The following is a 22,675-nucleotide window of genomic DNA, read 5'->3' as shown; positions in this document are numbered from 1 at the left end:
CTCGACCCATGCACGCCGCTCCACCACGTAGGCCCCGGACTTTCACGGCTCTGGGCCGTCAGGCCATCGCTTTGATAGCACGCCAGATGGTGCGCGAGGGGCGCCGTACTGTCATTGTTCCGACCTATGCCTGCCTGACGATGATCGTGCCGTGGCAATTGGAAGGCATGCGCATCGAACAGGTGGCGTGCGATCCGGTGATGATGGATCCCGCAGACCTTGAACGAGCCCTTGCCAGGTGCTCAGCTGACGAAACAGTGGTGTTCTACTGCGAGACTTTCGGCTGTCAGCCCTCGCGCGCGCTCAGCGATGTACTCGGTGAAACACGCGGGCGCGGTGTCCGAGTTGTTGCAGACAGAACCCACAGTGTGCTGTGCGATTCGGTGTGCGCCGCTGACATGGAGGTTGTTTCTGCCCGCAAGCTCCTGTCGATTCCGGAGATCGCGTGGGTCGATGGCAAGGTCGACCAGCCCTCTCGACGAAGCGAGGCTGACAATGCGCTGACGCGAGCTCGCCAACAGTTTCTTTCCACTCCGTCGGTTGCAACGTTTGAAGCCGTTGAGGATCTGGCAGATGAGCTGTGGACGCCGGTGTCGCCGTCTCAGGACGCTATGACGGCGCTGGAAGCGGTCGATATGGCCGGGCTCCGTGCAGATGTGCGCCGCACGCGCACACGAGTGGAAGTGGGTCTGCCACCGGGGTGCACAGTAGTCAACGAGGGCGTGTGCGCTCCCCTCGTTGTGCGCACCAATCACGCCGACAAGGCGGCCGACGCACTGTATTCGCGCGGCATTGTCGGACCAATTCATTGGGATCGCCCCGCCAGCAGCCGGCTGGAGTGGCCGAGCGACCTGCTGTGCCTACCGCTGGTGATGACGCCTGACCAGTGCGATCAGTGCATCGAAGTCCTGACCGCTATTCACTCCTGAGTGCTTCGACCGGGTCCTTACGTGAGGCTGCTGAGGACGGGATCAAGCCTGCAATGAAGGTCAGGAACATGGAGATCGCCACCAGTATCGCTGCCGCACCCACCGGCAGGATCGCCACATTATAGATCCCGAAGTTCGCTCCCACAATGAGGTTGGCCGGTATGGTCAGCAGCGCGGAGATGCCGATACCCAGCAGGCCCGCAACCAGACCCACGATCAGGGTTTCCGCATTGAATACGCGACGAATATCCCGCTTGGATGCGCCGATGGCGCGCAGAATGCCGATCTCTTTCTTGCGTTCGAGCACCGAAATATAGGTGATCACGCCGATCATGATGGACGAGACAATCAGTGAAATCGCCACAAATGCGATCAGCACGTAACTCACCACGTTGATGATGGTGGTCACCGATGACATAAGCGTGCCAACCAGGTCACTGTAGTGGATGACCTTTTCCTCATGCCCGTCGGCTCGTTGCTGCTCGTTGTAGCTATCCAGAATGGTGATGATTTCACCCTTGGATTCAAAATCCGCCGGGAAAATGTCGATACGTGAGGGACTGGCCGGATCGGCATACCCCATCTTCGACAGATTCGCGTCGTATGAGGTTGGCTCGGTCATCATCATTTGAGCGATCAGCTCGCTCAGTTCCTTCTCATCCATGGTGAAGTTAAAGGCGCGAGCTAGAGCGTCCTCGTCAATTCCCATCGCTGCCGACATGTTCTGACTGAGCTGGCTCATCTGGTTGGAGATGGCAGTGCCAATTGAATTCTCGAGGATGGAGCCCACCTGCGCTGAAATCTGGTCCGACACAGCCGTCATGGCGTCGTTCATGTAGGCACTCATGGCGGCATTCATCTGCTCAGCGAGAGCCGGGCCTTGAGCTGCCATCTGTTCGTCCATCTGTTGCCCGATCGACTCGCTGATCTGCCCAATGGCCAAGTCCGCCACGCCGCTCAGATCGGCCTGTGTTCCGTTCAGGTTGTCCTCGTTCTGGGCGAGCAATGCCTTTCCCTCCTCCGAGTCGAGGAAGACGGCGAAGTTCGTTGCCACGTCGCTGGCGTCGAGCCCATGCACCATGCAGTACTGGAAGTAGCCTGTCATCACCTGCTCGACCAGTGAGTTCAAGCGTTCAGGCTCGATCGCACTAGCCGCATCCATGCCCAGGTTCTGCCAGTCCACGCTGGCCATCGCGCGCTCAATGTCAATACCGTCCATCAGTGAGCTCATGTCCACTGATCCGAGCATGTCCTCGATACTGAGAGTCGGCAGCATCGACGGGTCAATAGTCAGTCCCGGCATATTCAGGTTCAGGTTCAGTGCCGACGGATCGATTGCCAGCTGCGATTCGTCAAATGTGAACGCCTCGGCCAGGGCGTCCTGGTCCACGCTGATCAATGACTTGAAATCCACCCCGCTGTTGCGCGGATTGTTCTGTTCATCGGCAAAGGTACGCCCCGTGAGAATATTGACTGACTGCTGGTCCAGTTGTGCGGCGACCACGTCGGAGCCGGCCGCCTCGTCCATCAGGTCCCTGACCAGGCTCGACGTGTAGTAGATGCCGGGTTGCAGGGCTGTGGCCGTGACTGATTCAGCGGGCTGCACGATGCCGACAACTCGCAGATCCTTCCCCTTGTCGACCAGACCGGACACAAAATCCTGATCCTTGCGCTTATCGGTCCACACCTTGTGCGTCTCGTCATAGACGTAGTAGTCGGCAGCATTCACAACCTTGAACGCGACACCCATGATGTCGTCGTAGCTGACGTCGATTGAGTCATCAGGGGCATCAATGTCTTCCTGGTTGACGAATTGTGCCACCATTGTCTTGAGTTCTTCCGGATCGCGCAGTCCGAGCGCGTACAGCGCGAAGTCGCTCATCTTTCCTGAGGGAGTGAGGACGGCCAGCGCCTCGTTCGATTCCGTTGGCCAGTGACCGGCAACCATGTCGTACTGTTGCTCGATGAGGGAGAGGTCGTCGCCCAGTTCGTTGAATACGTCAGTGTTCATCGCCTGGTTCATGAAGGCATTCGAGGTGGTGCCTGCGCCGATGCCGAGGGAAGCGAAAGTTGTGTCCGGGTTGACCTGGCGTGGCCCCGATTCCATATCGTCCGCAAAAATCTGAGGCCTGACGTTGTAGCGATACTCGATGGAGCGGGCGTACTGATCGAGGTTGTCTGGATCGGAATCCAGGTATCTCTTGAGCGTGGTCAGATCATTTGAGTCAACCGTTTTGAACATGTTGGTCACCATCGGCATTTCGCCCACGTGTCCACTCTGCACACTGTCCGCGCTGTCTGATTTTTCTGACATTTCCGCGGACGCCTCGAGCATGGACGACATGTTCAGTCCCTGGTTGAAGATCTGGAGAGGATAGACGGAGAGCGTGTCTTCCTCGACGTTCTTGATATAACTGTTCACGCCGTTGGCAAGAGCCAAAATCAATGCAATCCCAATGATGCCGATACTGCCGGCGAAGGATGTCATCAGGGTACGGCCCTTCTTGGTCATCAAGTTGTTGAAGGACAGTCCCAGAGCGGTGAGGAACCCCATCGAGGTCTTCGCATTCTCGCTACTTTGAGTGATCTGACTGCGAGTATGCTCCTCAATCGGGTTGGAGTCGTCCGATACTGTGCCGTCCTTGAGTGTCACGATGCGGGTTGCGTATCGGTCAGCAAGGTCGGGATTGTGCGTCACCATAATCACCAGGCGGTCTTGTGCAATGCCGGTGAGCAGATGCATGATCTGTTCGCTCGTCACCGAGTCCAGGGCGCCTGTCGGCTCGTCAGCCAGAACAATCTCCGGGTCGTTGACCAATGCACGGGCGATGGCCACGCGCTGCATCTGGCCGCCTGACAGCTGGTTGGGGCGTTTGTGGGCGTGCTCCTCGAGGCCGACATCGCGAAGCGCTGCCAAAGCGCGTTGACGCCGATCGGAACGGGAGACACCGGACAGGGTCAACGCCAACTCCACGTTAGCGAGCACGCTCTGGTGTGTGATGAGGTTGTAGCTTTGAAAAACGAAGCCGATCCGGTTATTGCGGTACGTGTCCCAGTCGTGGTCGGAATAGGTGGAAGTGTCAACGTCGTCGACGATGATGGAGCCACTGTCGTAATGATCCAGGCCGCCGACAATGTTGAGTAGCGTCGTCTTGCCTGAACCCGACGGACCCAGGATCGCGACAAATTCGTTGTCGCGGAACTCAATTGAGACATCGTCGAGCGCCTGTTGCGTCAAGTCGCCTGTCGTGTAGGACTTGGTGACGTTATTGAGCTGAAGCATTGTCTGCCTCCTGGGGCATCAGGCCGGTGCTGACCAATTCGAGCCAGCGCGAGCGGATGGAGTGGTCGAAAGCGATGGGGGCGCTGCACAGCAGGATGCCGAAATCCTTGACCATGAAGTCGGTACGCAGCGAGTGGTCGCGGCGCCCGGCGTCAATGATTTCAGTGAGGTTGTGAACAATTCTTTCACGTGTGTGGGCGATTTCCCGATCGCGTAGATCTGAAAAAGATTGGAGATATTCGGCAACTGCCTGCCGGTTGGCGCCGTTGCCGGCCGCCTCAGTCACAATCACAGAGAGCAGATGGGACAGGGCGTCTCCCCCACGGACCTGACCATCTGCGACACGCTTGGCAGTCTCAGTGAAGAGATCACATAGATGGGTCAGAGCCTGCACTGCAACGGCGCGGACAAGCGCCTCTTTTGTCGGGAAATGCCGGTAAAGCGTTCCAACTGCCACTCCGGCTTCCCTCGCGATCTGTTTCATGGAAACACCTGGACCGTGTTTCTTGATCTGTTCACCGGCCGTTGACAAGATGCGCTGCAGATTCAGGCGCGCATCCGAACGGGTCGGGCCGCCCTCGTCAATAGTTAACGCTGCCGTGTGCATGGTGTCATTTCTCTCCCATGTCGTGATCATTTCGGTGAACGTGAATCTAGGTTCATGTTATGAGTGCCGCGCGCTTCACGCATTGTGAGCGTTCCGGATGTGGGCAGCCTCTCCTTGCAGGCTCGTTTATCCGCACGCGCGACGCGCACTGCATAGACTGAACGAATGACTCCCCCTGTCGATACACGCAATCATGAAATCACCGCTCCAGGACCGCTGCTTGTGCCTGGCGGAACGTTGAGGGAACCTGGCTGGGCACGCTCCCCTCTGCTGGACTACGACCGGCAGGCAATCACTGCTCCCCGGTGGCGCATCAAGGAATGGGACTACTACATTGCGCTCACAGATACCACCGCCCTTGCCTTCACTGTGTGCGACGGCGGCTACTTCGGTATGGTGTCGGTGTCGTGGGTGGATCTGACTGCTCCAAGTGAACACACTGAAACCGTTCTGATACCTCTGCCCATGGGACGGCTCAAACTTCCCCGCTCCTCCACTGCAGGGGTAAGCCAGTTTGTCAATTCTCGCGTCCGGATACGCTTCGAGACGACTTCTACAGGTCGAAAGATTCGCTGCCACATGAAGAACTTCAGCGAGAGTGAGGACTTCAAGTGCGTGCTGACCATGGAGCAACTGGGCATGGATTCACTGGTGATTGCCACGCCCTGGGCTGAAGATCCCCGTGCCTTCTACTACAACCAGAAGGTCAACTGTATGCCGGTTCGTGGAAGCGCAACATGGGGTTCGCGCCGCGTCGACTTCGATGCGGCGACGGATTTTTGCACCCTTGACTGGGGGCGCGGGGTGTGGACCTACGACAATCGCTGGTACTGGGGTTCAGGGAATGCACGCATCGACGGCGTTCCCTTCGGATTCAACATCGGTTATGGTTTCGGCGATACCTCGGCCGCCAGCGAAAACGTCATATTTTATGATGGCGTCGCGCACAAACTTGATGACGTGTTATTCCAGATACCTCATTCCTACACCGATCCGTGGCAATTCACGTCTAGCGACCACCGCTTCGAAACAGTCTTTGAGCCGATCATCGATCGCAGCGCGAGCATGTCGGTTGGCCCTGTCGCCACCGAGCAGCACCAGGTTTTCGGACGCATGAGCGGACACGTCGTACTCGACGACGGCACAGACCTCGAACTGCGCGATATCGTGTGTTTTGCCGAGGACGTCCACAACCGCTACTGACTCATTCGTCGATCTAGGCCAGTCGGTCAGTTCACCGATCCTTACTGATCAAAAGCATTCGCGCACCAATAGGTACCAGTACCTGTCGGTAGTGCAGGCATGTGCCGACCAGGTCTCGAAACTCCGCGACCTCATCGGTGTGAGACAGACAGTTGTCCACTACGAGCAGTCCTCACGGCATCAGGACCCTGTCCAGATAGGGCCAGTAATCGACGTCTGCAGAGCGTTCAGCATCCAGAAAGATCAGCCCGCACGATTCATCGCGCAGTTGTGCAAGAACATCTGCTGCATTTGCAACGCGTTGGTCGACTAGGTGCGACAGGGCCGGCTTCGTCAAGGTTTGCGGCTACCTCTACCGCACGGCCGGCGTCATTGTCCACAGTGAGCAGGGTGCCGCCACTGGATTCGAGTGCTTCCGCTATCCACATCGCTGAGAATCCGTTGGAGGTTCCGATCTCGACTACGGATGCCGGTGCCACAGTTTGAACGATGATGTTGAGCAGTTCGGCACTGGCAGGCTCAAGGTTACGGCGTCGGTCGAGCCGGTTTTCTTGTTGGGCGTCAAACTGACGTCCTTCTTCCCATAGGCGTTCCAGTAATGCTCTGCGACAGTCCTTCACGCTGCCACTTCCTCGTACGTCAAGCTCGCGGCTCTTATTCCACGTTAGTGGCTCGGAGCCCATTGACGCATGTATGAGCACAATCCACGACAAGAAAAAACCCGGAAACCTGCAATTTCCGGGAAAAACCGTCGGGCTGGCGGGATTTGAACCCACGACCCCTTGACCCCCAGTCAAGTGCGCTACCAAGCTGCGCCACAGCCCGAAGTTCGCCGTCACGGCGACCTGACTACTTTAGCTCACGAAAGCAGTCCTTTCCAAGTTGACCGACTTGATGCCGATCACATCGCGCGGTGTCTTGTTCAGCCCCGCACCGTTCGATAGGCTCCACTCATGTCATCGCCAGATTACTTTGCCAACGATTCGCGTACGAACCGCCAACGTATGCTTGATGAAGACTTCTATATTGGCGACGATCCGGAGAACGCTCGAATCGCCCAGAAAGCCATTGAGCTATCTGAGCAGTATCGCCTCGCGATCATTGCGGGTAACGCACAGGCACGTGAGATTTTGTGCGAATTACTCGGCTCGTTTGGCGCAGGTTCCTACATTAAGCCGCCTCTGAGCGTCGACTATGGTGAGAACCTGCATGTCGGTGACCGCACATTCATCAATATGAATCTGGTTGCCCTCGACGTTGCCGCCATCTACATCGGTGATGACTGTCAAATTGGCCCGAACGTTCAACTCCTGACGCCCATTCACCCACTGGCACCCATTCCTCGGCGCGACAAACTAGAGGCCGCGCGCTCCATCCGACTGGGCGACAATGTTTGGCTCGGAGGCGGTGTCATCGTGTGTCCAGGAGTGACAATTGGCGATAACACAGTTGTTGGTGCCGGTTCGGTTGTGACGCGAGATCTGCCGGCGAATGTCGTCGCAGTGGGGACACCTGCACGCGTAGTGAAACACCTCGATCCGGAGGATACCCGCCTGGAATAGACCCCATATTTCCAGCACAAACGATCTGTACATCACATGTCGACGCGTGCCCTGCCAATTCGCCGCTGTTGTCCCTAGACTCCATAGCGGGAATGGTCGCGCGTCTTGGTTTGAGGAGTCCACTGGCATGAATAAGGTTGGCATCGGTGTGTCCTTATTGGCATCCGTCACGTTCGCCGCTTTCACGTATGTCGCCAAATTTACGCCGCCATTGAGCGGCACACAGTTGTGGGGCTGGCGCATCATGCTGACGGTACCCGGAATCATCCTCACTTTCATCGTGAGCGGTCGCGGACGCTCCCTCGTGCGTGAGATACAGATCGTACGGGAGAACCCATCTCGACTGCTCAGCTACGCCTTTTGCGCGCCCATGCTGGCAGTGCAAATGCTGCTTTTTGGGTGGGCACCACAAATGGGCAGGACGCTTGAACTGGCACTGGGATACTTCCTCATGCCGGTTGTTATGGTGTTGGCGGGGCGTTTCGTGTACAAGGAACGCATGAGTCCCCTCTCGGCTCTTGCGGCTGTACTGGCCGGATGCGCCGTCATCTATCAGGTCGTCTCGACAGGGCAGCTCGGGTGGGTCGCTCTCATCGTCGCTCTGGGATACCCCCTGTACTTCATGGTTCATAAGTATTTCCATACCGAGGGTGTCTCCGCGCTCACGTGGGAAATGATCCTCGCCTCTCCACTGGCACTATGGTTCGCACTGGCGCGCGGTGGCGTCAATGTCCCACGAGAAAATCCCCGACTGATCTGGATCATTCTGCTGATCGGCGCTGTCTCAGTGGTCGCCATGATCGTGTACGCATTGTCTGCGCGGATGCTGCCGTACAGTGTGTTCGGGTTGATGACCTACGTCGAACCCGTCCTGGTCTCCCTGCTCGCTATGGCAGCTGGAGAGCGCATCAGTCCTGGCGAAATCATCTTGTATATCGGAATCTACACCGCTGTTGGCCTGTTGGGTGTGGACGGCCTGTTGGCAATTGTGCACCGTGAACGCTGGCGTGCCTTCCCAGCTCGTCCATGGATCAAACGTCGCCGCAGAAAGTCGCCGCGTTCCCGTCACTTCAGGCGCGATCGCACATCCCGGTCGATCAACTCAACCAACTGATCGACCACTTGATCAATTGTCAGATCAGAGGTGTCGATCGGCGTCACACCGGCCGCCGGTGTCATGAACTCCGACACTGTTGAATCCGCGGCGTCGCGCCCCTGGACCTGTGCACGCGTTGCTTCCAAAGCCTCCGCATCCACACGACCATACAGTTCCAGTGTCCGCCTGCGCAGCCGTGCTTCGGGGTCGGCACTCAGCAGCACCCTGACATCGGCATCCGGGCACACCACCGTTGTGATGTCACGGCCCTCAGCGACCATACCGTGACCGTTTGCGCGTGCTTCCATCATGCGGCGGCGCTGCTCACGCGCCATCCAGTGACGCACTTCCATATTGGTTGCCACCTGGGACACCACGCCAGAGATCCGGGGCGTGCGGATATCGAGGGTAATCTCCCGTTCCCCCATGAAGAAGTGGGGATCGTGTGGATCAGAGTCCATACGAAGCGGCATTTGGTCTGCTGCAGCCGTGACTGCGTGACGGTCAGCCAGGTCCACCCCAGATTCCAGGGCGAACCACGTGAGCGCACGATACATCGCACCCGTGTCGAGGTATCCGATGCCCACGCGCGACGCCACGCGTCTGGAGACAGTTGATTTTCCAGACCCTGCGCTGCCGTCGATGGCAACCGTGACGCCGACACGTTCAATTCCCTCACGCAACGCTGCATCGAAATCTGTAACAACTGGTGCGTCCTGGTCGCCCATCACACTGCTCCTACTCTGTACTCGCATGCGCAATAATGCGCCATCCGCGTTTAACCAACTCGACCTCCGCCTCACGCGCACGCGTCGGATCCACCATGATGCGAGCCACACCAACCCGCTGGCGGGCAGCATGGTCAACCGTGAAGTCTTCAATGTTCACGCCGATCGACCCCAGTTCCGTAAACAGGTGCCCAAGCTCGCCAGGCTCATCTGGCACCAGAACCTCAACCTCGGCGAAATGGACAGGAACGCCACCGTGCTTGCCCGGAATACGTTCGACTCCACGGTTGCCTGCTTCCATGACGCGGTTTACCGCACCGACCGATCCACCCGTCAGCGGACCGCCTTGGGCGGCGCGATGCAGATGCTCGCGAAGGGCGTTTAAATCGTCACTGAGTGCATCCAAAACCTGCGTGATTGGACCAGCGTTGCCAGCCAGGATGACGGTCCACAACCGAGGGTCCGACGCTGCAATCCTGGTCGTATCACGCAATCCCTGGCCAGCCAGGGACAATGCTTCACTGGGCGCGTCCGCCAAGCGCGCGGCAAGCAGCGAGGACACCAATTGCGGCACATGAGACACCAGAGCAACTGCATGATCATGGGTGGAAGCATCCAGCTGCACAACAACCGCCCCAACATCTGTCGCCAACGTGCGGACCGCGACGATCGCCTTGTTCGATGAGGCCTCGTGCGCGACCACCACCCAGGGCCTGCCGATAAACAGGTCGGGATCTGCCGCCCCCGCGCCGGAGCGTTCACGACCTGCCATCGGGTGCGAACCAACGTATCGCGCTGCCAACGTGGCATCACCTGTGGATGTGGCCAGCTCCAGGACCTCCTGCTGCACGGCGCTCTTAACGGACGCCACGTCCGTGACAACGGCTTCAGGGTAGTCCTGCAAAGCGCGCACCACGCACTCCCCTGCCACGTCAGGTGGGGTGGCAACGACGACAAGGCGCGGCTCGGCGGTCCTCACCGTCTGCAGGGCTCGGCCCGCTCCCATGTCAACGGCAAGCTGCTCAGAGGTGGGAGATGCATCGCTGAGAAATACGTCGATCCCTCCCCTGCTCAACGCGAGGCCGAGGGAGGCGCCCAACAGACCAGATCCAATAATCAGAACTGGGCCATGCGTCCCGACTGCGCCTGCCATTACAGGCCTACGCAGGAGTACAGGCCGACGAGCATGTTCCCCTTCACGCGGCGCGTCGTGCCTGGTTGCAGGCGCTCGAGGCGAATAGGGCCGAACTCGGTGCGTACCAGTTCGCGCACTGGGAAGCCGACCGCATCCATGAGTCGACGCACCAGACGGTTGCGCCCCTCGTGCACGCGGATCTCAACAGCCGTGATGTCGCCGAAGGTTTCAACAACCCTGAAACCGTCAACGGCAATCGGACCGTCTTCGAGTTCAATTCCTTTGAGCAGCTGCTTGCGCACCTGAGGCTTGACCTCACCGTGGACGCGCGCCACGTATGTCTTGGGCACCTCATAGCTCGGATGTGTCAAACGGTTGGCCAACTCACCGTCATTGGTCAACAGCAACAGTCCTGACGTATCAATGTCCAGGCGTCCGACGTGATAGAGGCGCTCCGGGTAGTCTCCAATGATGTCGGTCAGACAGGGACGCCCCTCAGGGTCATCCATCGTTGAGACCATGCCGACCGGCTTGTTCAGCGCCATGACGATGTGTTTCGACTCGTCTGTGATCACCAGATCGCCGTCTACGTGGATGACCTGATGGCCGGGGTCGACACGAGTGCCCATCGCAGTTACTACATGGCCGTCCACGCTCACGCGTCCCTCGCGGATCAGCTCTTCGGCAGCGCGCCGCGAGGCGATTCCTGCTTGAGACAAGACCTTTTGCAGCCGAATTCCACCTTGTACGTGTGGATCGTTTCTCACAGTGTCTCCTCCATGTCATGAGCCAATTCGTCAAGCTCGTCGCTTTCGGGCAGGTAGGGTGCCAAGGGCACCAGCTCGTCCAGAGAGTTCATCCCCATGCGCTCCAGGAACATGTCAGTTGTCCCGTACATTCGGGCACCTGACGGCGCCAGCCCCACTTCTTCAATCAACCCGCGTGCCACCAGCGTACGCACAACCGAGTCAACATTCACGCCTCGAATGTGTGAGATTCGCGCCCGCGTCACCGGCTGGCGGTATGCCACCACCGCCAGTGTTTCCAATGCGGCCTGACTGAGTTTGGATGATTCGGAGCCGACGATGAAGCGGCCCACCATGGATGCCCACTGAGATGAGGAATAGATGCGCCACCCTCCAGCGGCGTGGCGCAGTTCGAATCCACGCGCCCTCGTGCCGGGGATTCGGCCCGCATACTCGTGGGCGAGGTGTTCCAGCGCGGTGGTCACATCATCTTCATCAGTGTCTAACGCATCAGCGAGTTGAGCGGCACTGACGGGTGCGTCGGCGACCATCAAGATCGCTTCCAGTGCGCAGTACAGCGCGTCGGACGGCTCACTCATTGTTCCTCCATTGACGAGGGCGTCTCCCCCTCGTAGTCATCGATCGGCACCTCGTCCAATGTGGTTCCGTTCCATTTCACCGTCAGTTCGCCCAGTGCTTCGGCCTGATCAAACTCAATAATAGTGCGGCGGAAAAGTTCCAGGACCGCCAGAAACCGCGACACCACGACAGCTGTGCTCTCAGCATCTGCGATGAGCGCGTGGAACGTCATCACCGGCTGGGCGCGCAGTTTATTCATGAGGATCGGAACCTGCGTGGCGACCGGGATCACCGGGTCGTGCAGGTGGGCGATCTGCACAGCAGGTGGGCGGTTGCTGAGCGCATCGGCCGCTAGGCGCGCAAGATCTTCGGCACTAATGGTCCACACCAGTTCAGGCAGCAGTGCAGCGAAATGCGGTTCCAGTGCGACGTCCCGGGCGTATGACCCGTCGAAATTTCCCAGTCGTGAAGCGATGCTACCGGCGGCCATTTTGAATGCCCGGTATTGCAGCAGGCGCGAAAACAGCAGGTCGCGTGCTTCCAGATCTTCCAGGTCGACATCTGTTTCATCGACGTCACGCGGGAGAAGGTGTGCCGCCTTCATGTTAAGCAGCGTGGCCGCCACGACGAGGAATTCCGTGGTGCGTGACAGGTCCGGGAATGCGCTCATGTGAGCGATGAACTCGTCGGTCACTTCTGCCAAGGCGACCTCGGTAATGTCGAGGCGCTTGCGTGAAATCAGCTGCAGCAGCAGATCAAAGGGACCTTCGAATACGTCCAGTGTGACTCGAAATTGATCGATGGTCCCTTCGTCAATGATCTCAGGCGACGCCACCACGAGCAACCACTTCTCGAGCCAGGCGGCGGTACGCTTGCGCTCCAGGATGCGTTGGTGCATACGTGGTGATCGGTTCAGTCGCCACCGACGCGTCAGGGAATTTCACCGTGCGACGGATCCTGGTCGAAAACACCAGGTCACCGAATGCTTCACTGAGCCGCTCCAGAACCTCACGCGTGTGCAGCGTGCGGGTATCGACCATCGTGGCCACGATTCCGTCAATGTTCAGCCGCGGGTTGATCCGGTCACGCACCGTCTCAATGGTCTCGACCAGTAGCGCCACACCTCGCAGGGCAAAAAACTCAGCCTCTACCGGCACGATCACGCCGTGGGAAGCGCTCAACGCGTTCACGGTCAGCAGGCCCAGTGACGGCTGGCAGTCAATGAGGATGACGTCGTATTCATCAGCCACCGAACGCAGCACACGTGCAAGAGCGGATTCGCGCGCCACTTCGTTGACCAGTTGGACTTCCGCAGCAGACAGGTCGATATTCGCCGGCAGGACGTCAAGATTGTCCACCGCCGTGGGCACGATCGCCGTATGTGCATCCGGTTTGGACGCCATCAGCAGCGTGTAAATCGTCTGGTCCAGTTCCAGGGCATTGATGCCCAGACCCACCGATGCGGCACCTTGCGGATCAAAGTCGACGATCAGCACACGCCTGCCGTATTCAGCAAGCGCGGCACCCAGGTTGATGGTCGTCGTGGTCTTGCCGACGCCGCCCTTCTGGTTGCACATGGCAATAATGCGTGCAGGGCCGTGCCCTTTGAGCGGCTCAGGAACAGGGAAATCTTCTTCCTCGTTGGTGGTGCCACCCAAATCCGTTACCAATGCAGGTTGATCATCATGAGTCACGCTCTTAGCCTAGTTCATTGTGCCGCGTCAGTTGCGCAGCTGGGCACGTGGATGAGCGGATCGGTACACTTCACGCAGCGTCGTCGCCGTCAACCGGGTATAGATCTGCGTGGTCTGAACGCTGGCATGTCCGAGCAGTTCCTGCACGTCACGCACGCTCGCTCCACCCTCCAGCAGATGCGTGGCAAAGGAATGACGCAGAGTGTGGGGCGATACTTTCGATTCCAGGCCGGCCTCACAGGCTACCCGTTGAATCGATTCCCACGCCGATTGGCGCGACATGGGTCGCCCTCGTAAATTCAGGAACAAATGCGAATCGCCTCGTCCTCGGGAGGCAAGCTCCGGGCGAGCACGCACCAGATAATTGCCCACTGCCTGACGTGCAGCGTGTCCCACCGGTACCAGGCGTTCCTTGCGTCCCTTGCCGAACAGACGCACGACCGGTAGTTCCTCATCCAGGTCGATGTCATCGACAGCCATTGCCAAAGCCTCTGACACGCGTGCCCCGGTGGCGTAGAGGACTTCGAGCAGCGCATGGTCTCGAATGCCGCGCGCCGAGTCGTCGCGCGCCGCCATATCCAGCAGGCGTGTCACCTCGTCAATACTGAGGGCTTTGGGCAGGCGCTCCCCCATTTGCGGTGAGTGCACATCCTGCGTCGGGTCGACCGCACCGTATTTTTCACGGATCGCGAAACGATGAAACCCTCGAATCGCTGCCAGTGCGCGCGCAATTGACGAGGGAGCCTTCGGTGCCGTTTTACCGTGAGGATGGGACAGGGCGGACAGATAATCTGCGACGTTGTCGGGGGTGACCGCCTTCAGATCCGTGACCCCACGCTGGTGCAAGGCCCGAATATAGCCCTCGATGTCCCGGCGATAATTCGTCACCGTGTGCACCGATGCGCCTTTTTCCACCTGCAGGTAGCTCAGCCAATCCTCGGCAATACTGTCCAAAGCGTCCACGTGTGAATGCTAGACGATCAGGCCCAGGTGCGCGGCTGAAAGTCCTCGTCAGGGGTCGCAGTATTCACGTAGACTAATCCTGCAGCCAATATCAGTATTGTTCTGACCTGCGTCGCTCAACGTTGGGGCGCAGAAATTCTGGAGGATGTTGTGACATTGAAGTGGGACTCAATCGATGATCGAGCAGTTGCGACTGCCCGCGTGCTAGCAGCCGATGCCGTGGAGAAAGTGGGCAATGGCCACCCAGGCACCGCTATTTCGCTGGCACCTGCCGCATATCTGCTCTACCAGCACCATATGAAGTTTGACCCAACTGACCAGCATTGGCTGGGCCGCGACCGTTTCGTCCTGTCAGCAGGCCATTCATCGCTGACACAGTATGTGCAGCTGTATCTGGCTGGCATGGACTTGGAACTGGAGGATCTGAAGTCACTGCGCACGTTCAAGTCAAAGACGCCCGGTCACCCCGAATTCAAGCACACCAAGGGCGTGGAAGTGACCACTGGACCGCTGGGTACCGGCATCGGTGCGGCCGTCGGTTTCGCCATGTCGGCTCGCCGCAGCCACGGCCTGTATGATCCGGAAACACCGATGGGTGAATCCGTCTTCGATCACAACGTGTACGTCATTGCCGGTGACGGTTGCATGCAGGAAGGCGTCCAGTCTGAGGCTGCCTCACTGGCCGGAACGCAGCGCCTGGGCAACCTGACGGTTATTTACGATGACAACCACATCTCGATTGAAGACGACACAAATATCGCGTTTAACGAGGACGTTCTGGCGCGCTACGAATCCTACGGCTGGCATGTCCAGCGCGTTGACTGGCTCAAGGATGACGGCTCCTACGTCGAGGACATCCAGGCCCTGGATCATGCACTGAATGAAGCTGAGAAGGTCACCGACCGTCCCTCCATCATTGCGCTGCGGACCATCATCGGCTGGCCGACTCCGAAGAAGCAGAACACCGGCGGGATCCACGGATCCAAGCTGGGGGATGAAGCGCTGCGCGGCCTGAAGGAAGCGCTCGGCTTTGATCCAGAGGCGATGTTTGCCGCCGATGAAGAAGCCGTCAAGGCAGTGCGGGAAGCCACCGCGAAGCGCGCACGTGAGGCACGTGAGCAGTGGGATGAGCGTTTCAACGCGTGGCGTGAGGCCCAGCCTGAACGCGCAGCGATGCTGGACCGTGTTTTGGCGGGCGGCCTTCCGGATGGGTGGGAATCAGCCCTGCCCGTGTTCGAAGAAGGCAAAGCACTGGCCACCCGCGCAGCCTCCGGTCAGGTACTCAATGCCATCAAGGACGTTTTGCCTGAACTGTGGGGCGGTTCCGCTGATCTGGCAGGATCGAACAACACCTACATGGACGGCTACCCGTCATTCCTTCCCGAGGATCGCTCCTCTGAGAAGTTCCCGGGCAACCCGTTTGGCCGTAACCTGCACTTCGGTGTACGCGAGTTCGGCATGGGTGCCGTGATGAACGGTATTGCCGCCGATCACCTCACCCGCGTGTACGGTGCGACATTCTTCGTCTTTTCGGATTTCATGCGCGGTGCGGTGCGCCTGGCGTCCATCATGGATCTGCCCGTGACCTACGTGTGGACCCACGATTCGATCGGTGTGGGCGAAGACGGCCCGACGCACCAGCCCATCGAGCATCTGGCAGCCTGCCGCGCGATCCCGAACCTCGCGGTTGTACGCCCGGCGGATGCTGCAGAAACGGCTCAGGCATGGAAGTCGATCCTGGAACGTCAGCACCCCGCCGCGCTGATCTTGTCGCGTCAGGGTCTGCCAAACCCTGCCCGCGGCGACGAGGCCGGCCTGGCCGCTGCGGAGGGCCTGGATCGCGGCGCCTATGTGCTGAGCTGTGACGGCGATCCGGATGTCATCCTCCTGGCATCGGGTTCTGAGGTGTCAATCGCCCTTGACGCTGCTGCCACGTTGCGCGAAGAAGGTCGCAGCGTGCGCGTCGTGTCGGTTCCCTGCATGGAATGGTTCGACGAGCAGGACGAGGATTACAAGGAATCGGTCCTGCCCAGCAGTGTGCGTGCCCGCGTCTCCGTCGAGGCTGGCATTGCGATGCCGTGGCACCGCTGGATCGGCGACGCAGGCCGAGCCGTGTGCATCGAGCACTTCGGTGAGTCAGCTGATGGCGCCCGCCTGTTCGAGGAGTTCGGCTTCACAGCTGAGGCAGTGGTGAGCGCTGCTCACGAATCACTGGATGCTGCAGCGAAGTAAGACTGCTTTTTGCTGACATGAGGTATCGGCGCGGGGTGACGGCACATGGCCGAAGCCCCGCGTCGATCATGTCGTGAGCATGACAAGCTGAATCACGGCGATCTCGATACGATGGTGACCTGACACATGATCGATTGAGGAGTGTGCATGGACCCTTCATCGGATGACGCGACGATGCAGATACGAAGCTCCATGGATCGGAGGCTGCCCCGAATTGCGCCTCCTTGCGGCCTGGTCGTTTTCGGCATTACCGGCGATCTGGCGCGCACGAAGTTGCTGCCCGCTATCTACGACCTGGCACACCGCGGCCTCCTCAACCCTGCGTTCGCGCTGACCGGATTCGGCAGACGTGAGTGGGATCGTGAAGATTTTGAAGATTTCGTGCGCACCTCCATTGAGCAGCACTCTCGAACAGGGTTCGACGAGGGAACGTGGAAGCATTTTGCATCCGGCTTGCGCTTCGTGTCCGGCTCATTCGACGACACTGACGCATACGAGGAGTTGGCGCGGACGGTGCGTGAACTTGATGAATCCCGCGGCACCGGCGGTAATCACGCCTTCTACTTGTCCATTCCCCCCAAGTGGTTCCCGGTTGTCTGTCAGCACCTAGCGAACACTGGTCTGAACGAGCGTCAGGATAGTGAGTGGCGCCGGGTGATCATCGAAAAGCCATTCGGTCACGACCTCGAATCTGCCCGCGAACTGTCGGACGCAGTCTCGCGCGTCTTCGATGAGCAGGACGTGTTCCGTATCGACCACTACCTGGGCAAGGAAACCGTTCAGAATATTCTGGCGATGCGTTTCGCCAACACGATGTTCGAACCGCTGTGGAATGCGCACTATGTGGATCACGTGCAGATCACGATGGCGGAGGATATCGGCATCGGTACTCGTGCCGGCTATTACGACGGTATCGGCGCGGCGCGGGACGTCATCCAGAACCATCTGCTTCAGCTCGTGGCGCTCACCGCGATGGAGGAGCCCATCAACTTGTCGCCTGAGGCGCTCAGGGCTGAAAAGCAGAAGGTCCTGTCCGCTATTCGTCTTCCCGAGGATCTGGCGACCTCAACAGCGCGCGGTCAATATCAATCCGGCTGGCAAGCCGGCCAATATGTTAAGGGATATCTCGAAGAGGACAATATTCCCGCCGATTCGCACACCGAAACATATGCCGCATTGACATTGCACGTGGATACGCGCCGGTGGGCCGGTGTTCCGTTCTATCTGCGAACGGGCAAGCGCCTGGGCAAACGCGTCACGGAGATTGCAGTTGTCTTCAAACGTGCCTCGCACGTCCCGTTCCAGCACTTTGAGATGGGAGAAACCGGGCACAATGTCCTCGTCATCCGTATCCAGCCCGATGAGGGAATGACGATTCGTTTCGGTGCGAAGGTCCCCGCAACAGAAATGCAGGTGCGTGACGTGACGATGGATTTTGGCTACGGTCACGCGTTCACTGAAGATTCCCCAGAAGCCTACGAGCGCCTGATTCTTGATGCGCTGGTCGGTTCCGCGCCACTGTTCCCCGATCAGGATGAGGTTGAGGCCTCGTGGAGAATCCTCGATCCGGTGCTGGATTTCTGGACGCAACAGGGCCTTCCCGACCAGTATCGTCCCGGAACATGGGGACCTGAATCAGCTCACCAGATGCTCGCCCGCTCCGGCCGCGCTTGGAGGTTGCCGTGATTATCACCCTCAAAGACACATCTGCCCTCGATATCGCCTCACAGCTTCTGCAGATTCGCCAGGAACAGGGGGCTTCGGCGCTGGGCCGTGTGTTAACGCTGATCGTCGTGGTGGACGACCTGATCGACGTCGACCATGCGATTGAAATTTCGCAAGCTGCTTCTCACGAGCATCCCTGCCGCGTCATCGTGGTGGTGGAGCCGGTGCAGGCAGAACGCTCCAGCTCCCCGCGGGTCAATGCACAGATTCGCATGGGCAAGGACGAGGGGCCGTCTGAAGTCATCGTCCTGGAGCCTCGCGGCGACGCTGGTCAGGATCTGGATACCCTGGTTATGCCGCTGTTACTGGCCGATACGCCGGTGGTGACGTTCTGGCCCAGCATACCGCCTGAAAATCCTGCCGAGCATCCGCTGGGGCGACTGGCCGTGCGTCGCATTTCGGATTCACGGGAGACCGATACGCCCATCGATACACTGTTGCGCCTGTCCGAGGTGTACACCCCGGGGGACACTGACTTGGCGTGGTCTGGCGTCACGTTGTGGCGCGCACTGATCGCCACAATGGTCGAAGGGTTCAAGTCGGTACCCACTGCTGTGACCGTTCGCGGCCACCACACTCATCCTTCGTCGTATTTAGTGGCAGCGTGGCTTGCCGATGTGATGGGTATTCCCTCGCGCGTCGACACCGATCCGACAGCTCAAACCATTACGGGTGTGCACTTCACGTTTGATGATGCCGAGGAAGCCTCGTTAACGCGCCCTGCCGGCTCGTCTGTCGCGCATGTCAAGCGTTCGGGTCTTGATCCTGTTGCGGTTAATCTTCCGCGGCGCAGTATTCAGGACTGCGTGATGGAAGAACTCAGACGCTTGGATCCTGACCTCATGTATCAGCACGTGATCGGCAATTTCCTGCACGATGTGCATCGCGAGTGCAAAGGCCAGTCATGACTTCTTCTCCCCTGCCCCGTATCGTCACCGCTTCTGACCGTAAGAATCTGGCCAGCGCTGTTGCGCGCGAATTGTTGCCAATCCTCGTGCAGGACGCGCGTGAACACAGCGCTGACCGTCCCTTCCAGTGGGCTATCGCAGGCGGCGTCGTGCACGACGTTCTCGCCGATCTCGCTTCGATCATCGCTGACGAGGACGACCTCGATGCCGACTGGTCGCATATTCGAGTGTGGTGGGTCGATGAACGCTTCGTTCAGGCCACCCACTCCGAGCGTAATGACCAGCAGGCCGTATCCGCGCTGTTCGCGCAACTGCCCGGCATTCAGCTGCGCCCCATGCCCTCCGACCGCGGTCAGGGACTCGATCAGGCGGCTGAGGACTATGCAGATCTGTGGCGCTCAGATATCGGTGACGGGGTGCTTGACTTTGCGCTGATCGGGATGGGACCGGATGGGCACATTGCCTCCCTCTTCCCGGGCCGCGCGCACGAAGCTGATGGCGCGCCTGTTCTGGTAGTGCGCGATTCACCGAAAATGCCGCCGTTGAGGCTGTCGCTGCCGATGTCGACTATTGCCAGTGCCCGTGATATCTGGGTTGTCGCGCCCGGTGATTCGAAGGCTGACGCACTGGCGGAGGCACTGGTGTTGGGCGCGCATGAGCAGGATCGACCGATTGCCGGTCTTCCACGCGATCGAACCACGTTCTGGCTTGATACGGATTCGGCGCGCGGCCTGGAAGTTCGCTGAATCACCGGGTCGTGGTCTCAGCCCACTGCGCGCACAGTCAATAGAGAAATCGCACGTGGGACGTTCACGTCTCACGTGCGATTACCGAAAGCTTGAGCGTAAGGCCGTATCTTAGCTGGCGACCGTGATCTTGGTCAGGAGCGCGTAGGCTACGATGCACACCACCCACACGATCAGAATTGCCAAGGTAATGCGATTCAGGTTACGTTCTGCCACGCCTGATGATCCCGCAGTAGTGGAAATGCCGCCGCCGAACATATCTGACAGGCCGCCGCCGCGCCCTTTGTGCATCAGCACTGTCAATACAAGCAGGATGCTGGCCAAAACGGTCAGTACGACAAGGATTATTTTCAGAGCAGTCACTGGTTTTCCATTCACATGCTGGGGATAACAGTAGGCAGTGTAGTGGTATAAGGCCGTCCAACACCAGTTGGGCACGCGGCGCGTTACCTCACATCTCTGCCGCAGTTCGCCTGGCCGTCCTGAGTAGGGCGCGCCAGGCGAACTGTCAGAAGACCGGCGCGAGCCGATCAGGCGTTCTTGTACAGAGCGATCTTCGAGAACTCCTCCGCCTTCAGAGAGGCGCCGCCGACCAGTCCGCCGTCAACATCAGGCTGAGCCATAATGTCAGCAACGTTCGTCGACTTCACGGAGCCGCCGTACAGAACGCGGACGCTGTCAGCCAGTTCCGGTGTGTACAGCTCTGCCAGACGTGCGCGGATCGCACCGCACACCTCCTGGGCATCTTCAGGTGTCGCAACCTCGCCGGTGCCGATCGCCCAGATGGGCTCGTAGGCAATGACGATCTTGGCAGCCTGCTCGGCGTCCATCCCATCGAGTGCACCGTCGATCTGAGCCAGGACGTGCTCGACGTGACGGCCTTCCTTGCGGACCTCGAGGCCCTCACCGCAGCAGATGATCGGGGTCATCCCGGCTGCCAGTGCAACGCGGGCCTTCTCGCCCACCAATGCATCGCTTTCGCCGTGGTATTCGCGACGTTCGGAGTGGCCGACGACAACATAGCTGACACCCAGCTTGGCGAGCATTTCAGCTGACACTTCACCGGTGTATGCGCCGGATTCGTGCGTTGAGATGTCCTGCGCGCCGTACTTGATCTTGAGGTTGTCACCCTCAACGACAGTCTGAACGGAGCGGATATCGGTAAACGGTGGGATGACCACAACTTCAACGTCGTCATAGGTGAAATTCGCGTCATCCAACGCCATTGCGAGGCCCTGGACCAAATGAACAGCCTCAAGGTGGTTGAGGTTCATCTTCCAGTTTCCGGCCATCAAAGGTGTACGTGCCATGTTTCAGTCCTCCAGAACTGCGATACCGGGCAGAGTCTTGCCTTCGAGGAGTTCGAGGGACGCTCCACCGCCTGTGGAAATGTGAGAGAAAGTGGATTCGTCGAATCCGAGTTGACGAATGGCTGCTGCCGAGTCGCCGCCACCGACCACCGAGAACATTGAGCCTGATGACAGTGCCTGCGCCACGGCGCGGGTGCCCTCTGCGAATGCCTCGAACTCGAATACGCCCATCGGGCCGTTCCACGCCACAGTCTTGGCCTCGGCCAGTGTCTGTGCGAACAATTCGCCGGACTTCGGTCCGATGTCCAGACCCATCTGGTCAGCGGGCATCTTGTCGGCGTCAACAACCGTTGCCGGCGCGTCAGCCTTGAATTCGGGCGCCGCAACGACGTCGACTGGGAGAACCAGCTTGACGCCGCGCTTGTCGGCCTCGTCGATGTATTCCTTGACTGTATCGATCTGATCTTCCTCGAGCAGGGACTTGCCCACCTCGTAGCCTTTCGCGGCCAGGAAGGTGAACGACATGCCACCGCCGATGAGCAGCATATCGGCCTTGGTCAGCAGATTCTCGATGACGCCGAGCTTGTCGGAGACTTTCGAGCCTCCCAGCACAACGGCGTAGGGACGCTCAGGATCGCCTGTCACGCGTGACAGGGATTCAATTTCCTTGACGACCAGGAGGCCGGCTGCGGAGGGCAGGAGCTTGGCGATGTCGTATACGGATGCCTGCTTGCGGTGGACTACGCCGAATCCGTCGGAGACGAATGCGTCGGCCAGTTCAGCCATTTCCTTGGCGAAGGCTTCACGCTCCGCGTCATCCTTCGAGGTTTCGCGGGGGTCGAATCGAACATTCTCCAGCAGGACGATCTCGCCGTCCTTGATCTTTTCTGCCGCCTCGTGTGCCGAGGGGCCCGTTGTGTCCTCTGCGAGGCTGACGGGGGCATCGATCAGCTCTGCCAGACGTGCGGCAACGGGCTTGAGTGAGAATTCAGGCTTCACTTCGCCTTTCGGTCGACCCATGTGTGTCATGACGAGGATGCGTGCTCCTTCGTCAACAAGCTTGTTCAGTGTCGGTAGAGCTGCCCGGATACGTCCGTCGTCGGTGATTTCGCCGTCCTTGATCGGGACATTGAAGTCCGAGCGGACGAGGACGCGCTTGCCGCGCAGGTCACCCAATGTTTCTATGGTCCTCATTGAACCTCCCTTGATTGTGCAGTGCAGGGTATGTC

General features: G+C 59.2%; 21 protein-coding genes and 1 tRNA gene. 8 read left to right on the top strand and 14 right to left on the bottom strand.

The annotated features are described in order from the left end of the window. Window positions 1–8 precede the first annotated feature (8 nt). Entirely contained in the window at window positions 9–929 is a 921-nt protein-coding gene (locus tag HMPREF2975_RS08940; protein WP_070727171.1) for a hypothetical protein, read from the top strand. On the opposite strand, the gene HMPREF2975_RS08935 is transcribed toward HMPREF2975_RS08940, so the two are convergent. After that, window positions 916–4,212: an ABC transporter ATP-binding protein/permease gene (locus HMPREF2975_RS08935; protein WP_070727168.1), complete on the bottom strand. Its 3,297-nt coding sequence runs from the start codon at window positions 4,210–4,212 to the stop codon at window positions 916–918. The genes HMPREF2975_RS08940 and HMPREF2975_RS08935 overlap by 14 nt on opposite strands. Next, window positions 4,196–4,819: a TetR/AcrR family transcriptional regulator gene (locus tag HMPREF2975_RS08930; protein WP_227469356.1), complete on the bottom strand. Its 624-nt coding sequence runs from the start codon at window positions 4,817–4,819 to the stop codon at window positions 4,196–4,198. The genes HMPREF2975_RS08935 and HMPREF2975_RS08930 overlap by 17 nt, the downstream gene beginning before the upstream one ends. A gap of 165 nt (window positions 4,820–4,984) precedes the next feature. On the opposite strand from HMPREF2975_RS08930, the gene HMPREF2975_RS08925 reads away from it, so the two are divergent. After that, window positions 4,985–6,022 carry a DUF2804 domain-containing protein gene (locus HMPREF2975_RS08925; RefSeq protein ID WP_070727163.1) on the top strand — a complete coding sequence of 346 codons (1,038 nt, stop codon included), beginning with the start codon at window positions 4,985–4,987 and terminating at the stop codon, window positions 6,020–6,022. A gap of 257 nt (window positions 6,023–6,279) precedes the next feature. On the opposite strand, the gene HMPREF2975_RS12830 is transcribed toward HMPREF2975_RS08925, so the two are convergent. Continuing rightward, on the bottom strand, window positions 6,280–6,642 hold the full coding sequence (locus HMPREF2975_RS12830) for an O-methyltransferase (protein WP_227469355.1): 363 nt from the start codon (window positions 6,640–6,642) through the stop codon (window positions 6,280–6,282). A 131-nt stretch (window positions 6,643–6,773) separates the two neighbouring features. Further along, window positions 6,774–6,847 (bottom strand) — tRNA-Pro (locus HMPREF2975_RS08915). Window positions 6,848–6,975: 128 nt separating this feature from the next. Between HMPREF2975_RS08915 and HMPREF2975_RS08910 the strand changes: the two genes are divergently transcribed. Both HMPREF2975_RS08910 and rarD read left to right on the top strand, forming a co-directional pair. Next, window positions 6,976–7,584 carry a sugar O-acetyltransferase gene (locus HMPREF2975_RS08910; protein WP_058236681.1) on the top strand — a complete coding sequence of 203 codons (609 nt, stop codon included), beginning with the start codon at window positions 6,976–6,978 and terminating at the stop codon, window positions 7,582–7,584. A gap of 127 nt (window positions 7,585–7,711) precedes the next feature. After that, complete coding sequence (gene rarD, locus HMPREF2975_RS08905) at window positions 7,712–8,698, top strand: EamA family transporter RarD (protein ID WP_058236680.1); 987 nt, start codon at window positions 7,712–7,714, stop codon at window positions 8,696–8,698. On the opposite strand, the gene cmk is transcribed toward rarD, so the two are convergent. Genes cmk through xerD form a run of 7 tightly spaced genes read right to left on the bottom strand, consistent with a single transcriptional unit; the run spans window position 8,650 to window position 14,525 of the window. Further along, window positions 8,650–9,408: a (d)CMP kinase gene (gene cmk / locus HMPREF2975_RS08900; protein ID WP_058236679.1), complete on the bottom strand. Its 759-nt coding sequence runs from the start codon at window positions 9,406–9,408 to the stop codon at window positions 8,650–8,652. The genes rarD and cmk overlap by 49 nt on opposite strands. 10 nt (window positions 9,409–9,418) lie before the next feature. Beyond that, window positions 9,419–10,561: a prephenate dehydrogenase gene (locus HMPREF2975_RS08895; RefSeq protein WP_058236678.1), complete on the bottom strand. Its 1,143-nt coding sequence runs from the start codon at window positions 10,559–10,561 to the stop codon at window positions 9,419–9,421. Continuing rightward, window positions 10,561–11,310 carry a pseudouridine synthase gene (locus tag HMPREF2975_RS08890; protein WP_058236677.1) on the bottom strand — a complete coding sequence of 250 codons (750 nt, stop codon included), beginning with the start codon at window positions 11,308–11,310 and terminating at the stop codon, window positions 10,561–10,563. Before HMPREF2975_RS08890 ends, HMPREF2975_RS08895 begins: the two co-directional genes overlap by 1 nt. Continuing rightward, window positions 11,307–11,888: an SMC-Scp complex subunit ScpB gene (gene scpB, locus HMPREF2975_RS08885; protein ID WP_058236676.1), complete on the bottom strand. Its 582-nt coding sequence runs from the start codon at window positions 11,886–11,888 to the stop codon at window positions 11,307–11,309. The genes HMPREF2975_RS08890 and scpB overlap by 4 nt, the downstream gene beginning before the upstream one ends. Further along, window positions 11,885–12,706 carry a segregation and condensation protein A gene (locus HMPREF2975_RS08880; protein WP_257525459.1) on the bottom strand — a complete coding sequence of 274 codons (822 nt, stop codon included), beginning with the start codon at window positions 12,704–12,706 and terminating at the stop codon, window positions 11,885–11,887. The genes scpB and HMPREF2975_RS08880 overlap by 4 nt, the downstream gene beginning before the upstream one ends. Then, a complete protein-coding gene (locus HMPREF2975_RS08875) occupies window positions 12,690–13,562 on the bottom strand; it encodes a ParA family protein (RefSeq protein WP_193600039.1) in 873 nt (290 codons plus the stop codon). The genes HMPREF2975_RS08880 and HMPREF2975_RS08875 overlap by 17 nt, the downstream gene beginning before the upstream one ends. A gap of 27 nt (window positions 13,563–13,589) precedes the next feature. After that, the gene (gene xerD, locus HMPREF2975_RS08870; RefSeq protein ID WP_193600038.1) at window positions 13,590–14,525 is read right to left on the bottom strand and encodes a site-specific tyrosine recombinase XerD; all 936 of its coding nucleotides are present in this window, start codon (window positions 14,523–14,525) and stop codon (window positions 13,590–13,592) included. Between the two features lie 150 nt (window positions 14,526–14,675). Between xerD and tkt the strand changes: the two genes are divergently transcribed. From tkt to pgl, 4 genes are all read left to right on the top strand, one after another. Next, window positions 14,676–16,757, top strand: a complete 2,082-nt coding sequence (tkt, locus tag HMPREF2975_RS08865; protein ID WP_082628514.1) for a transketolase — start codon at window positions 14,676–14,678, stop codon at window positions 16,755–16,757. Window positions 16,758–16,904: 147 nt separating this feature from the next. After that, window positions 16,905–18,443 carry a glucose-6-phosphate dehydrogenase gene (gene zwf, locus HMPREF2975_RS08860; RefSeq protein ID WP_082628513.1) on the top strand — a complete coding sequence of 513 codons (1,539 nt, stop codon included), beginning with the start codon at window positions 16,905–16,907 and terminating at the stop codon, window positions 18,441–18,443. Continuing rightward, window positions 18,440–19,390, top strand: coding sequence for a glucose-6-phosphate dehydrogenase assembly protein OpcA (locus HMPREF2975_RS08855; protein WP_070727161.1), 951 nt, complete (start codon window positions 18,440–18,442; stop codon window positions 19,388–19,390). Before zwf ends, HMPREF2975_RS08855 begins: the two co-directional genes overlap by 4 nt. Continuing rightward, entirely contained in the window at window positions 19,387–20,136 is a 750-nt protein-coding gene (pgl, locus tag HMPREF2975_RS08850; RefSeq protein WP_070727158.1) for a 6-phosphogluconolactonase, read from the top strand. The genes HMPREF2975_RS08855 and pgl overlap by 4 nt, the downstream gene beginning before the upstream one ends. 111 nt (window positions 20,137–20,247) lie before the next feature. Here the strand turns inward: pgl and secG are convergent, their stop codons facing one another. The 3 genes from secG to HMPREF2975_RS08835 all read right to left on the bottom strand — a co-directional run bounded on the left by secG (window position 20,248) and on the right by HMPREF2975_RS08835 (window position 22,640). Next, window positions 20,248–20,499 carry a preprotein translocase subunit SecG gene (gene secG, locus HMPREF2975_RS08845; RefSeq protein WP_058236672.1) on the bottom strand — a complete coding sequence of 84 codons (252 nt, stop codon included), beginning with the start codon at window positions 20,497–20,499 and terminating at the stop codon, window positions 20,248–20,250. 167 nt (window positions 20,500–20,666) lie between these two features. Next, window positions 20,667–21,446 (bottom strand): triose-phosphate isomerase, encoded by a 780-nt coding sequence (gene tpiA / locus HMPREF2975_RS08840; RefSeq protein ID WP_058236671.1) that lies wholly within the window; start codon window positions 21,444–21,446, stop codon window positions 20,667–20,669. A gap of 3 nt (window positions 21,447–21,449) precedes the next feature. Beyond that, a complete protein-coding gene (locus HMPREF2975_RS08835) occupies window positions 21,450–22,640 on the bottom strand; it encodes a phosphoglycerate kinase (protein WP_070727156.1) in 1,191 nt (396 codons plus the stop codon). Window positions 22,641–22,675 lie beyond the last annotated feature (35 nt).

Source organism: Actinomyces sp. HMSC065F12 (assembly GCF_001814535.1).
Taxonomy (GTDB): Bacteria; Actinomycetota; Actinomycetes; order Actinomycetales; family Actinomycetaceae; genus Pauljensenia; species Pauljensenia radingae_A.
This window is presented reverse-complemented; position numbering and strand designations above follow the sequence as displayed.